At 61.3% G+C, this 12,645-nt stretch carries 15 protein-coding genes; 2 read left to right on the forward strand and 13 right to left on the reverse strand.

Translation table 11 applies throughout. From position 1 onward, the window contains the following. Positions 1 to 21 precede the first annotated feature (21 nt). Together AB3X94_RS22195 and AB3X94_RS22200 are read right to left on the reverse strand one after the other, a co-directional pair. Positions 22 to 351 (reverse strand): hypothetical protein, encoded by a 330-nt coding sequence (locus tag AB3X94_RS22195; protein WP_368612724.1) that lies wholly within the window; start codon positions 349 to 351, stop codon positions 22 to 24. Positions 352 to 415: 64 nt separating this feature from the next. Beyond that, positions 416 to 1,744: an NAD(P)/FAD-dependent oxidoreductase gene (locus tag AB3X94_RS22200; RefSeq protein WP_368612725.1), complete on the reverse strand. Its 1,329-nt coding sequence runs from the start codon at positions 1,742 to 1,744 to the stop codon at positions 416 to 418. Between the two features lie 206 nt (positions 1,745 to 1,950). Between AB3X94_RS22200 and AB3X94_RS22205 the strand changes: the two genes are divergently transcribed. Further along, complete coding sequence (locus AB3X94_RS22205; RefSeq protein ID WP_368612726.1) at positions 1,951 to 2,640, forward strand: TetR/AcrR family transcriptional regulator; 690 nt, start codon at positions 1,951 to 1,953, stop codon at positions 2,638 to 2,640. Between the two features lie 522 nt (positions 2,641 to 3,162). Here the strand turns inward: AB3X94_RS22205 and AB3X94_RS22210 are convergent. The 3 genes from AB3X94_RS22210 to phoU form a co-directional block, all read right to left on the reverse strand. Further along, the gene (locus AB3X94_RS22210; protein WP_368612727.1) at positions 3,163 to 3,855 is read right to left on the reverse strand and encodes an alpha/beta family hydrolase; all 693 of its coding nucleotides are present in this window, start codon (positions 3,853 to 3,855) and stop codon (positions 3,163 to 3,165) included. Positions 3,856 to 4,405: 550 nt separating this feature from the next. After that, entirely contained in the window at positions 4,406 to 4,855 is a 450-nt protein-coding gene (locus AB3X94_RS22215; RefSeq protein ID WP_368612728.1) for an NUDIX hydrolase, read from the reverse strand. Between the two features lie 647 nt (positions 4,856 to 5,502). Beyond that, positions 5,503 to 6,210 carry a phosphate signaling complex protein PhoU gene (gene phoU, locus AB3X94_RS22220; protein ID WP_368612729.1) on the reverse strand — a complete coding sequence of 236 codons (708 nt, stop codon included), beginning with the start codon at positions 6,208 to 6,210 and terminating at the stop codon, positions 5,503 to 5,505. 65 nt (positions 6,211 to 6,275) lie between these two features. Between phoU and AB3X94_RS22225 the strand changes: the two genes are divergently transcribed. Next, positions 6,276 to 6,701 carry a hypothetical protein gene (locus AB3X94_RS22225; protein WP_368612730.1) on the forward strand — a complete coding sequence of 142 codons (426 nt, stop codon included), beginning with the start codon at positions 6,276 to 6,278 and terminating at the stop codon, positions 6,699 to 6,701. Positions 6,702 to 6,805: 104 nt separating this feature from the next. On the opposite strand, the gene AB3X94_RS22230 is transcribed toward AB3X94_RS22225, so the two are convergent. From AB3X94_RS22230 to AB3X94_RS22265, 8 genes are all read right to left on the reverse strand, one after another. Further along, on the reverse strand, positions 6,806 to 7,078 hold the full coding sequence (locus AB3X94_RS22230; RefSeq protein WP_368586469.1) for a hypothetical protein: 273 nt from the start codon (positions 7,076 to 7,078) through the stop codon (positions 6,806 to 6,808). Positions 7,079 to 7,093: 15 nt separating this feature from the next. Next, positions 7,094 to 7,234 carry a hypothetical protein gene (locus AB3X94_RS22235; protein ID WP_368586468.1) on the reverse strand — a complete coding sequence of 47 codons (141 nt, stop codon included), beginning with the start codon at positions 7,232 to 7,234 and terminating at the stop codon, positions 7,094 to 7,096. Positions 7,235 to 7,243: 9 nt separating this feature from the next. Beyond that, complete coding sequence (locus AB3X94_RS22240) at positions 7,244 to 7,450, reverse strand: BON domain-containing protein (RefSeq protein WP_368612731.1); 207 nt, start codon at positions 7,448 to 7,450, stop codon at positions 7,244 to 7,246. 203 nt (positions 7,451 to 7,653) lie between these two features. Then, positions 7,654 to 8,415, reverse strand: a complete 762-nt coding sequence (locus tag AB3X94_RS22245) for an alpha/beta hydrolase family protein (protein ID WP_368612732.1) — start codon at positions 8,413 to 8,415, stop codon at positions 7,654 to 7,656. A 112-nt stretch (positions 8,416 to 8,527) separates the two neighbouring features. Beyond that, entirely contained in the window at positions 8,528 to 9,385 is an 858-nt protein-coding gene (locus tag AB3X94_RS22250) for an enoyl-CoA hydratase/isomerase family protein (RefSeq protein ID WP_368612733.1), read from the reverse strand. A 103-nt stretch (positions 9,386 to 9,488) separates the two neighbouring features. After that, positions 9,489 to 10,868 carry an FAD-containing oxidoreductase gene (locus AB3X94_RS22255; RefSeq protein ID WP_368612734.1) on the reverse strand — a complete coding sequence of 460 codons (1,380 nt, stop codon included), beginning with the start codon at positions 10,866 to 10,868 and terminating at the stop codon, positions 9,489 to 9,491. Positions 10,869 to 10,987: 119 nt separating this feature from the next. Continuing rightward, the gene (locus AB3X94_RS22260; protein WP_368586463.1) at positions 10,988 to 11,665 is read right to left on the reverse strand and encodes a VOC family protein; all 678 of its coding nucleotides are present in this window, start codon (positions 11,663 to 11,665) and stop codon (positions 10,988 to 10,990) included. Positions 11,666 to 12,152: 487 nt separating this feature from the next. Beyond that, entirely contained in the window at positions 12,153 to 12,599 is a 447-nt protein-coding gene (locus tag AB3X94_RS22265) for an OsmC family protein (RefSeq protein ID WP_368612735.1), read from the reverse strand. Positions 12,600 to 12,645 lie beyond the last annotated feature (46 nt).

Here is a 12,645-nt window from a genome sequence, read left to right on the forward strand (position 1 = left end):
ATGTGCGACTCCGCGGACATGTCAGTTGGTCACGAAAAACAGCTTCGCGTGCGTGCCGAAATACCGAACCGTCGCGCCCTTGCGAAGCTCGATCACATCGCCTGCACGGCCTTCGACATGCGTGCCGTCGCTCGCCTCCACGCCGAACACGCCTTCCAGCACGAGGATCACTTCGTCGTACGTCAACGTTTTCGGTTCGCACAGCGCTTCGTGCCAGCGACCAAATCCGCAAGGCAGCTTTGCGCCTTCATGATCCGAAATGGCCCATGAAATCTCGGCGATGCCCTCGGCGGCTCCTCCTCGATCCTCGGTGCGGATCGAGTCGCCTTTGATCATTCGGATGGACTGCATGTCGATGTCTCCTTGTCTGCATTGATAGGAATAGTGGCGCGCGTCCGCGCGGCAATCTTTGGGACTAGCGTTCGTGGCGGCCCGATGCGCGTTCGCGCATCAGCGTCCACTGCACGCCGATGTCGCGCAGCGGGCGCGGCGGGATGTAGCTGGCGGTGCCCTGCACGAGAAAGTCGTCGGTCAGTTCGCCGTGCCGGCCGAGCGCGAGTTCCGCGATCAACATGCCCGCAGCGGTGTGGCGCACAATGCCCGCGCCGTTACAGCACGCGGCCGCATAGACGTTGTCGCTGACCTGACCGAATGCCGGCGCATGGTTGTGGGAGACGGCCAGCCAGCCCATCCAGAAGTGCTCGATGTCCAACGAGCCGAGCTGCGGGAACCGGCGTTCGAGCAATTCAGCATGCTGCGCGCGCGCCGCCTGGCGGCGCGTCTCGTTGGTATCGAGCGACGGCGAGTATTCGAAACCCTGGCGGATCAGGAGCCGCTTGTCGGTCGTCAGACGCAGCGTCGATCCCGCGACGCCATGCGCTGGCGTGATGCCCCAGTTGTCGTCCGTGCCGAGTTTCGCCTGCTGTTCGGGGGTCAACGGTCGCGTCAGACTTGCGAACAGCAGCACCGGAACCTGTCTGTCGCGAAACACGCCGAATGACTGCGAGAACGCATTGACCGCGAGAATGAGCTTGCCGAAGCGGATCAGACCACCGGACGACGTACGGATGTACGGCGACGGCCCATCGAACTCGGCTTCAACCACCGGCGAGTTCTCGAACAGCTCGATGCCAGCGGGCAGACTGTCGGCGAGGCCACGCACCAAAGCGGCGGGATTCATCAGGCTGGTTCCCGGCGTGTAGATCGCCGAGTGGTAATAGCTCGTGCCGAGCCGCGCCTCGAGTTCGCCGCGCGACAGCAGTTCGAACTCCTCGCCCCATGCGCGCAGGTTGGCGGCATAGGTGGTGAGCACGTCAGTCGCTACCTGGCTGGTGACGGCGGCGTGATAGCGGCCGCGCCGTGCCCAATCACAGGAAATTCCATGGCGCTCGATCAACCGTTCGAGTTCACCGATCGCGAAGCGGCCTACACGAATGGCACACCGGCCCTGTTCGACGGAAGCGGCGGACGTAGACGGCGTGTGCGGCAAATCAATCGCAAAACCGGAGTTGCGCCCCGACGCGTTTTCTCCGACTTCGCCGGCTTCCAGCACCGCGATCGAGTCGTCCGGCCGCAATTCGGCCAGCCGCCGTGCGGCGGCGAGCCCGGCATAGCCGGCGCCGATCACCACCCAGTCGAAGTCGCGCTCGCCGGCGAGCGCAGGCCGCGGCGAGCGCTTCGGCAGCAGCGCGCTCCAGCCGTTGGTCTTGTCGTCCTTGGGAAGACGGTCGATGAAACAGGGCATGAGAAATCCGCATTAATCTGATGAAACGCCGTCGAATTCGCGGCAGGCACTCCAACTATAGAACAAAAATAATTTATTATTGTTAGTGTTTGTACCGAGACCGAACGATGGCACGTTCGTGCGGAAAACTCGCGAAAAGGGGGGGGGTTGTCAGCGACTCAGAAGTATTTATTATTGTTTTTGCCATGACCGACCACGCGACCTCCATGCCAACCCATTCCCCGCGGGCGCCCACTCGCACACGCACCCCGCAAAGCGAACGCGTCGAAGCGACGCAACGCAAGATCATCGAGTCAGCCCAACGGCTGCTTCGCGAAGAGGGCTTCAAAAGCGCAACGCTGCAGGCCATCGCACGCGGCGCCAAGGTCTCGCTCGGCGCGCTGCAACACCACTTTGACAGTCGCGATGCACTGATGGAGCGCCTCGTCGACGAGGCGATGGCGCCGTTGAGCGACCATGGTGCCGTTTGGCCTGATGCGACGCTGCCGTTGCGCGAGCGTGCGCAGACTTTTGTCGAGCGCGCATGGGCAGACATTTTTGGGGCGACGAGTTATCTGACGGCCTGGAGCCTGTTCTTCGGTTGCAAGGCGACGCCGTCGATTTTTAGCCGCATCGATGCGAAGCGTGCAAACGAAGACAGGAAGTTCTTCGCGCGTTTCCTCGAAGCGTTCCCCGAACTCGAACAGCACCATCCGTATCCGAACGGATTTATCGCGTCGGTATTCTCGACGTTGCGCGGCGTCGGCGTGTTCGAGTTGTTCGATGTTTCGACGACGGAAAAACACGAGGAATTGCAGGCGCTCGTGGAAACCATCGTGCGAGCGTGTACGCCAGCAGTCGGAGCACCGCTGGTCCCCCGGACGCAAGGGCGCCAACGAAGGAAATCCACTGCGTAGGGCTCGTGTGAGCTGCCGTGGACGGTCAGGCGCAATCAGTCTTCTGAGGCGGCGAAAAGTTGCAACGTAACATCTACCCGATTTTGGGCATTCCGCGAGTCAGCAATATGGCCGGAGGCCGCTGAACGTCGGAAAGCGGCCATTACGATATCGCCGATCTGAACGGCCGAAACGGGTCGGTTTCCGGCGACCGTGTCGGGCAATGCGCGTCGTTCGACGCTCCGCCTGTCTGGTTCCGCCCGCGTCCCTAATCGGTCACTCACGGATCGGCGCCGACACCGGAGGTGTGTCGGCCAAATCAAAGCAGATGCCCTCCGCGATTTCCGGGGCGGATCACCGCAAGCGGATCTGACCAATTCACTCACTCGGCACTGGGAAAACGTCGCTGACGCTACAGGCGTCGCTCATCGTGGCTATCCGACAGATCATCCGCGGATAGCGAAGGGATTGAGCGGGCGAGTGCAGCACGGCGAATTCGCCGGCTCGCCGTCCCGACTCTGCTACAAGCATTCCTGCGCTTGCTCAGGTAACAGGCACGAACTCTCCTTCGGCGAAGAACCACGCCGCCATCGTCCGTACCAGTTCGAGCACGACCTCCGCGTCGGTCCGGCCGGAGGACGCGCGCACGTGGAACGAATGATCTGCGTCGTCCACCACATGCAGCGTGGCGCGTGGCCCCAGCGTCTCGACGACCGACCTCAGCAGGTGAAGCTCGGCCAGCTTGTCGCGCGTGCCCTGCAGGAAGAGAATCGGCACCGTGATGTCCGCCAGGTGCCGTGCCCGCTCCACGCCGGGCGCGCCCGCCGGGTGCAGCGGGAACGCGACGAAAGCGAGGCCACGCACGCCGTCGAGCGGGGAGATGGCTTGGGCCTGGGACGTCATGCGGCCGCCGAACGACCTGCCGCCTGCGAAGAGCGGCAGGGCAGGCAGTCGCCGGCGGGCCTCTGCGACGGCTGCCTGCACGGCAGCATGTGCCACGGCCGGCGAGTCCACCCGCCTGGAGCCCCGCTCCATGTACGGAAACTGGTAGCGCAATGTGGCGACATTGGCCGCCGCAAGCGCGTCGGCCAATGACGACATGCCGGCGTGCTGCATGCCCGCCCCGGCACCGTGCGCGAAGACATACAGGGCCCGCGCGTCCTCCGGCGCTCGGAGGAGCGCAGAGACCTTGGTGCCGTCGGGCAGTGCCAGGGAAAGTGATTCTGGGTCGTCCATCGTATTCAGGTCGTGTCGTTGTGGCCTTTGCGCCGATTCTGCATCAATGAGGCATCGGGGAGCGTTTGTGGCGGCCTCCGGCAAGGCATTGGTCAGGCGGAGTTTGCCGGCCGATCCATGGAGCCCGCGCCCATCGTGAACGGCGCCGCAGTCGCGATGTGTCGGTTGACGACCGCAAGCCCGACCTGTGGGCCGCAACGTGATCCGCGCTTTGAGACATTTGCGTAACAGCACGCCTGCATCATTGTCAGCAAGCTGTTACGACACTGCAATCAGCGTCAACGGAAGTTCTCGAAGCGCAGTTCATTTATCTGGCTCTCTGGAAGAGCATGTCCGGCTGCAGAAAGTTCTGGATTCGGCCGCTCCCCCGAGACGTCGAATGGACATTCGAACGCTGCCTTTACCCTCGGCATCAGTCAGTCGAGCGAGGACTGCAATCGCTTCGGACGTCGGTCGATCCTATGTCGGATCCATGCACAGCTGGCTGGATCAGCGGTACTCCGGACATCGCGCTATGCAACCTCCCGATACGAGTCCTCGCGATTGACCGCTATACAGTCTGCACTGCCGCGTCGCCCACGATGGTCTGGTCGCGCCGCTGAGCTGACGACGACGCAGAATCGCGCAGTGCGTTGGTTGCTTCGTGACTGAACAGAAGATCGACGATTTCGCGTGTCGGCACGCTGGTCATGAGCATGGACACTTTTCCGGGGCGAAACCAGCGGCACCGCAATATTTCATTGCTCGGTTCCGGCCGGGCATCTTCAGGCAAGATCAGAAAAAACACGTGGTGTCGTTTGTTCAGGCCGCCGAATTGGAACAGGTACCCCAGCTCGTGACCCTCGAGCGTCGTTTCTTCAATGAGCTCGCGCTGAGCAGCTTCGACCGGCGACTCGCCGCGCCGGATCGTACCTCCGGGCAGCGACCACCTCGTTCGCCCCCGCTCTACGAGGAGAATTCTTTCTCGCTGCCAGCACACGACGGTTGCTCTCTCTTTCATGCTTCCAGGCCTCAGTACAGCTTCGGTATTCTTCTGCCGAATTGGAACGACGTTTAGGACTCTGGCTCCAGCCACCAACCGTCCTTCACAAAGCAGCAGCAACGGGCGCGCCCAATACTCCCTGACCGGACACCTGCATATCGGGCATCGTGTTCTACCGAGGAGAAAAAAGATGGAAACGCGCTCGTCGCCTGAAATCGCGCACCGCCCGGCATCCTTGTCGTGACCAGCACGCTTTCCGTTCCGGCTACCCGCTAACGCGCTTACCTCGATGAGCCCTGGCGTGTGCTGCCCCGGCTGCCGACTGCGGAACTATCGATGTCTGTGCCTGATTTCCAGGCCGGCGTAGACAGCCAGAAAAGGCGCCGACAAGCATTGCAGCCATCGCGAGCGATTCATCAATGGAATTGCCGGGTTTCGATGATTACACATAGATCCAGATGCCGATCCCAGCCACCATCAGGAAAATCCCCGTAATCAGCCCCCAAACCGGCCCGGGCGAATCGGACTTCATTCTGTGAGACATTTTCATAGCACTACCTCCCCGACACACTGACTGTCCACCGCGCGAACTTCATGAAGCTCACAACGGGATGCCGCACGTGCGGACGCGGCTGTCGGGACTTCGCGCCACTGCTGTGCGCTTCTCAACCATCGAGGGCCTCGCGCTCAAGTCGGTCGCGCGAAATGTGACGGACATCCTTACCCTTGGCAACATAGATGACAAGTTCTGCCAGGTTCTTTGCATGGTCACCGATCCGCTCGATGGCCGACGCGATGGACACGTAGTCGAGTGCGGAAGTGATGATGCGGGGATTCTCCGCCATGAATGTTGGCAGCTTGCGCACGAATGCGCGGTACTGCTCATCGATCGCCTCATCCTCACTCATGATCCGGGCTGCCTCAACCGAATCGAGCCGCGCGAATGCAGCGAGCGCGTTGTGAAAGATGGTTCCCGCCATCTGACCGGACGACCGGATTTCCGCGATATTCATGCTCCTGCCCGCAGCGTCATCCGCGATTCTGCGCGTCCGCTTTGCGATCTTGCGCGCTTCGTCGCCTGCGCGCTCGAGATTGCTGATCCCCTTTGAGAAGGCCAACAGTCGACGCAGATCAGACGCGATGGGCTGGCGCCGGGCAATGATGTTGCTGCACTCGGCATCGATCTCGACTTCCATCGCATTGAGTCGACGCTCCTCGCTAACCACCTTCTCGACCAGACCCATGTCGAAGCGGCTGAGCGCCTCCATCGCATTGGCCAATTGGGACTCAACCAGCCCACCCATTTCGAAAAATCTCGACGATAGGTGTTCCAGGTCGGCATCGAACTGGCTGGAAATGTGTTTGTCTGGCATAGAAAACCTCCTCTTGCCAGAATGACGATAAACTGTTTGTACGGTTTGTCAAACCTGAAAAAATCATGAAGCCAAAGGCTACCTGGAACAGAAGCGGCAAGCGGGCGCATGTATCGCCGGACGACAGTGCCAACGAGGCAGCGGCCGGCGGGAAGTCAGTCCAGACTGCGCAAACCCAACGTGTTGCGGCCAAGCCACAGTCCCGGAAGGCGATGCCTGTTGAAGCGCCTTCTGCGCCCGCTGTCCGGGACCGCAGGGAGCATGTCAAAGAGGAAAAGGTCGTGCGCGACACCTTCACGATGCCGAGGAAGGACTACGAGCAGCTCGCGGTACTCAAGCAGCGGTGCCTCGATGCGGGCCTGGCCGTGAAGAAGAGCGAGCTCGTCCGTGCAGGGCTACTTCTGCTGGCATCTGAGCCGACGAAACGTCTTCTTGCGGCCGTCAAGGCGGTCGAACCGGTCAAGACCGGCCGGCCACCGAAATCGAAGTGAGCCGCGCTCGCGGCCTAACAGGTAGCGCCCCTGTGCGGGCCCGCCTGTGTCCGCCTGCGTGCGAAGGAATCGAACAGGTAACGGTCGGGTCTTGACGAGTCAAATCAGTGCCGGTCATGGCAGAACAGATCATCGACGAGTTTGCACGCGGCGCTGTATCCACCCATGAGCGCGTCCGCCTCGGTTGCGAAGGGACGGCCGCGCGCTTCGCCAAAGCGCAACGATGAAAACACGGCTACGTGACTCGCAGCCTGAAATATCCTGACGATAGCAACGTACCCTGGCCGCGTTGGCTCGCGCCTGTTCGGTCCGATGCTGAAATCGGACTCGACAGAGATATCGAGCATGAAGCCTTCATAGTCGTAGCTTCGGGTCATGACCGTCTCTCTGCCTTATTTCTCGCGTCGACATTCGCGCACGCCCGACATGGCTTCGAGGCGCGTGCATATCGTCGAGAACTCGCCCGCGTTCACCCGCGACAGGGCAATCTGCACATCGTCGAGATCGGCGTCATCCTCCGACTGCTTCGCCAAAGGCCAGCCTTACTGACCCACTTCCTTGATGGTCAATGCATTCTTGACAGAGGTCACGCCGGCAACGCCTTGAGCGACCTGAATGGCCTTGTCGACCTGCGCGGAATCCGGAACGGTGTCTTCCAGCGTTACCGCGCCACCGCGAGCGCGAATCACAATATTTTCCGGCCTGATGTCCTTCGCGTGATCCAGCGCGGCACGCACTTTCTTTGCCAATGCGTAGTTGGCCTGCTTCGACGATTGCGGTGACTACCTTTACGCAGTGCGTCAATGCCAAAGACATTGGGGTGTGGGACCGATTTCGCGAAGCCTAAGTCACAACACAACTTCCCACGGCTGCCTGCGGGCAGGCAATGCGTTTCCAATTCTGGTTGGTCACCGCCCAAACTGCTGCACTGCTGGATTAAAGCTATTACCGCCTATCGTGAAGGGATATATGGCGACACCCACGCGGCGATACAACGTGCCACATACTCTGCATCTTTACCGCCGCTGAGTAGATGGTCAGCCCGATCCAGCGATATGAAACTTTTTGGATGTTTCGCCGCAAGGAAAATCTTTTGCGCCTGTTCAATGCTAACGGTATCGTCCAGAGGAGAATGGAAGACAAGTAATGCCCTCTTCAGCCTCGCGACTTTCTCTTCCAGCCGGTGTTCGTTAACGTCCTTGAGGAATTGACGCTTGATTGTGAAGTCCCTACCGGCAAGCTGTACCGTCAAGGTGCCGAGCCTTTCGATTGATTCGATGCTGTCCTTGAACAAGTGCTTGATATGCCGCACGTCGCCAGGAGCCCCGATCGTAACGACCGCTTTTGATTCCGGTATGTCGGAAGCCGAGGCTAAAACTGCAGCCCCACCCAGACTATGACCGATCAGTAAGGTTGGTGCCTGATGTGCCCTCCTGAGGAAATCCGCTGCCGCCAGCAGGTCGCTAATGTTGGAGGAAAAGTTACTGTTGGAGAAATCGCCGTCGCTGTTACCAAGCCCTGTAAAGTCGAAGCGAAGTACGGCAATCGACTGCTCAGTCAGCGCCCGTGCGATCTTCGACGCGGACTTCAAGTCCTTACCACAAGTAAAGCAATGCGCGAACAGCGCATATGCGACAGATTTGTCAGGAAGCTCAAGGAGTCCGGCCAGCAATTCACCCCGATCGTTCTCGAAAGAAACCTTCTGCTTCATCATCGCCGTGATCTCCTGGTCGCGACATCTCGGATGTCCGAGACGAAGTCTGAGGCTAGGGAAAAACCTGCGACGCACCGCGTCGACGGGCGCCGCGCGAATTGCAGGAGGAGGCTCAGCCCTTTGCCGCGCCGGCGACCGGCGCGCCCGTGTCATCGTCGCCCGCCTGCCCTAGCGCGGGCAGGTACCTGCCGAAGTTCAATTCGAAATCGCTCGGAACTCCGTAGGCCAAGGTCCGGAGCTTGGCGCGGCGGGCCTGCCCACTTGGCGAGGCCAGCGCCGGAAAGAACATGTCAATGCTCGACTGGATTTCGCTAGCCGCCGGCATTCCCCAACGATTGATCTGAGCTTTCGCCGCGCCGAGTGTTTCACGGTCGAAAGAGGCCAGGCGATGGGCCAGCGTATCGACAAAGGCGTCGAGAGCGTCATCTTCCAACGTGCGGTTTACCCAGCCGTAGCGTTCGGCTATGTCGGCGTCGAAGTCGTCGGCGCTGAGAACAAACTCAAGTGCCCGCGACCGACCGACCAGGCGCGGGAGCCATTCCAGTGCTCCGCCTCCCGGAACCAGACCAACCCCGACCTCGGGGTTGCCAAATATGGCACTCTGCCTGCTGGCAAAGCGCATATCGCAGGCCAGAACAAACTCGTTCCCGATGCCGCGCGTGCGGCCGCGAATCTTTGCAATGCTTACCACTGGCGATGACGCGAGTCGCAGGACGAAGTCGCGCCAAAGACCCAACACATCTGGCCGTTCGGCCGCCTTAGCTACATCAAGATGGGCGACGAAAAAATCTGGATTCGCCGACTGGAAGACAACGACCTTCACGGACGGGTCCGAGTCGAGGTCGGCCATTACTGTTCCCAATTCGACGATCGTCGCAGGAACAAACATGTTGATCGGCGGGTTGCTGAAGGTGATCGTCCACCGGCCCGGACTGCTGAGGTCGATGTCGAACTGTGAGGCGTCAGGCATGGTGCTTCTCCTACGGGGATGGGTAGACCAGCGTTGCGCTCAAGGGAATCTCAGGTCGCGGCGGCATACACGTCGGGAACCTCTACTGCACAGAAAAGCCGGCTCAAGAAACCGCCCTCATCTCTGCGAGCACGGTCGGGATGAGTTCAGATACGGTGGGGTGTATCGGGACTGCGTGCTGGAGGGTCGTATACGGGAGGCCTGCGTTTATCACGTCGAGGAGACCGTGGATGGCCTCGTCGCCACCAGTACCCAGGATGGCCGCACGGAGGATTCTCGAGGTCTGTGCGTCAACGACCACTTTCATGAAACCCTTTGTCTCGCTCTTCTCCACGGCGCGCCCGACACGGGTCATAGGCCGGTGCCCGACCAGCAGCGGTCGGCCGCTCGCCCGCGCCTGGGTCTCGGTCATGCCGACGCGGCCCAGGGGCGGATCGATAAACAGGGCGTAGGCCGGGATCCGCTGGCTCACCCGGCGTGCCTCGCCATCAAGCTCGTTCGCCGCAACGATCTCGAAGTCGTTGTAGGCCGTATGTGTGAAGGCCCCCCGGCCGTTGCAATCACCGAGTGCCCAGATACCGGGCACGCTGGTCGCGAGCTGATCGTCGACGCGGATGTAGCCGCGCGCGTCGGTCGCGACTCCGGCCTTGTCGAGCCCGAGGTCGTCCGTGTTGGGCCGACGCCCCACGGCCAGGAGGACGTGGCTGCCCACGATCTCCGGTTCGCCGTCCGTGCAGTTGACCCCGACGGCAACGCCTGCCGCGTGCGGGGCGAAACGAATGCATTGGGCACCGGCCCGCACGGTGATGCCCTCGCACTCGATAATCTCCCTGATCGCAACCGAGACCTCTTCGTCTTCACGCATAACGGGGCGCGGCGATTGCTCCACGACAGTCACCCTTGCGCCGAACCGGCGGTACATCTGAGCGAACTCCAGTCCGATATAACTTCCGCCGATTACGACCAGATGCTCAGGCACGCGGTCGAGCGCCAGCATTGACGTATTGGTCAGAGTGCTTACCTGATCGATGCCCGGAAGATTCGGGACAATCGCGCGCCCGCCGACATTGACGTAAATGCGCGGCGCGCGGAGGTATTCGTCACCCACCACAACCGTGTCCGGCGACTCGAAGCGAGCGGAGCCCTGTAGCACCGTACACCCCTTCATGCCGCGCAGCCAGCGCTCGACGCCCGTGCGCGCGTTGCGCGAGACTTCGTCGGCACGCGCCTTCACCCGCGCCATGTCGATCCGGACGGGACCATCGAGCACGACACCATATTCAGCGCCGCGCCGCGCCAGGTGCGCGGCATAGGCACTGGCCACGAGTGTCTTGGTCGGCATGCAGCCGGTGTTCACGCAGGTTCCCCCGAAGAGCTTGCGCTCGACGAGCGCGACGGTCATTCCGGCATCTGTCAGCCGGCCCGCGAGGGATGGACCGGCCTGCCCGGCCCCGATGATGATTGCGTCGAAATCGCTCGTCATTGGCGACCTTCCGTTGAGAAGCTATGCGCAGTAGTGACAGGTCCTGGACCTTTTCAAGCAATCGCAGCCGCGAGGTTTCGCCCCTCCGCGTTACGAAAGCGTTCGTCGCAGGTGCCTGCTCACAAAGGCAATTCCTTGCCTGCCTGCTCACTAACCATGTACTGCGCGTACCACTCGGGCCAATTCTCATCGCGTTGGCCTCCGGTCCGCTTCTCGTGCTCGCCATGCGCCGCCTCCGCCCGTCGGAACGCCGCCGCGAGATCCGCAGTTGAGGTGAAGGTGATGGCGTCTGTGTCCACACGACCGGCCGCTCGGTGAGTGAGTTCCTGAAGCAGCCAGCCATTGCCGTCTGGATCGCTGAACGAGGCGAACGAGCGGTAGCTCCGACGCTCAGGGTCTGGACCGCTAACCCGGATCCGACCGAACAGATAGGGCTCATCCGAGCCGGCGTACACGCCAGCGGCGTCGTGGAACACTTCGCTCGTCTCCACCCCTCGACCCAGCAGTTCCTTGCAAGCCGCCTCGACGTCGGAGACGATCAAGTACAGTCCTTGGGCGGAGCCAGGCGTTGCCGCGGTGACGTTCTTGCCGAAGATGACCGAGCACCCGGAACCGGGCGGCGTGAACTGGATCACGCGGAAGTTGCCATCGTCGGAGGCGTAGTCGGCGTCAAGCCTCCATCCCAAGCCGTCATAAAACTGCTTGGCGCGATCGACGTCCGAAACAGGAACGACGATGACCTCGAGCTTCATGTCTACACCGCGCACGTTATGAGTCTCGACTGCAGCGCTGCTCATGTGAACCTCCGATTGCCAGGACTGCAACGCGGCCTTTGAGATTGACGACAGCAACTCTCGACGATGAGGGCTGGATGGAATTTGGGCAGGATCGACTGCGGCGAATCATCGCTTAAATCGGTGTTCAGCGCCGGCGCGGTCGGCTCGACCCTCAGGCCTGGACATCTGCATCTAGCCGTCGACGATCGGGCCTGGCATTCGGTTGACGCCAGCATCGACGCACACGCAAAGCCCCCTGCGCTGGCAACACCCGCCGTCGCAGGCCTGAGTGCTATCGTAGGTCAGCACAATTACGAAAACCTATCAGCACGACCCTACCCGTCAGATCTTGCTCCTCGACAGGCTACGGTCAAAAGCCTCATGACTCTCGATGGCAGCGCGCGGAAGATGAGACGTTTGCTATCGCAGCATGCTTTCGAAGAATCAGCCTCAAAAGGTGTTCAGTGAAGGGCACGCGCCCCCGCAAAGAGACACGTGCCCATGCGGATCACGCCGCGACGATGTTCGTGCTGATCTCGATGTTGCCGCGCACAGCCTTCGAGTACGGGCAGATCTGATGGGCCAGGTGCGCGATCTTCTCGACGATTTCCTTTTCCACACCCGGCACGTGGATGTCGAACTGGGCGCCGAGGAACCACGCAGCACCGGCCTGCCCGATGTTCACCCGGATGCCCACGGAATAGTCGGGCGGCAGCGTGACCTTCCTCAGCTGGGCCGCCATCCCGAACACGGTGGTGTAACAGGCCGACCAGGCGCCAGCAAACAGCTGCTCGGCTCGCGGGTGCGGCTCGGTGCCGATGTAATCGAGATCCTCAACGCCGGGTGCTGTCAGCTTGAGGTCATAGACGCCATACTCGCCGCTCTGGGCATCGGGGTCGCGATTGACCGTGGCGTGGGAGTTGCCTGCAGCGAGGACTTTTTCGATCCTTTCCATGATGGATTCCTGTGTATAAGGTAATAAAACCGTTTATCTCTTGTCC

The organism is Paraburkholderia sp. BR10923 (assembly GCF_040948765.1).
Classification (GTDB): Bacteria; Pseudomonadota; Gammaproteobacteria; order Burkholderiales; family Burkholderiaceae; genus Paraburkholderia; species Paraburkholderia youngii.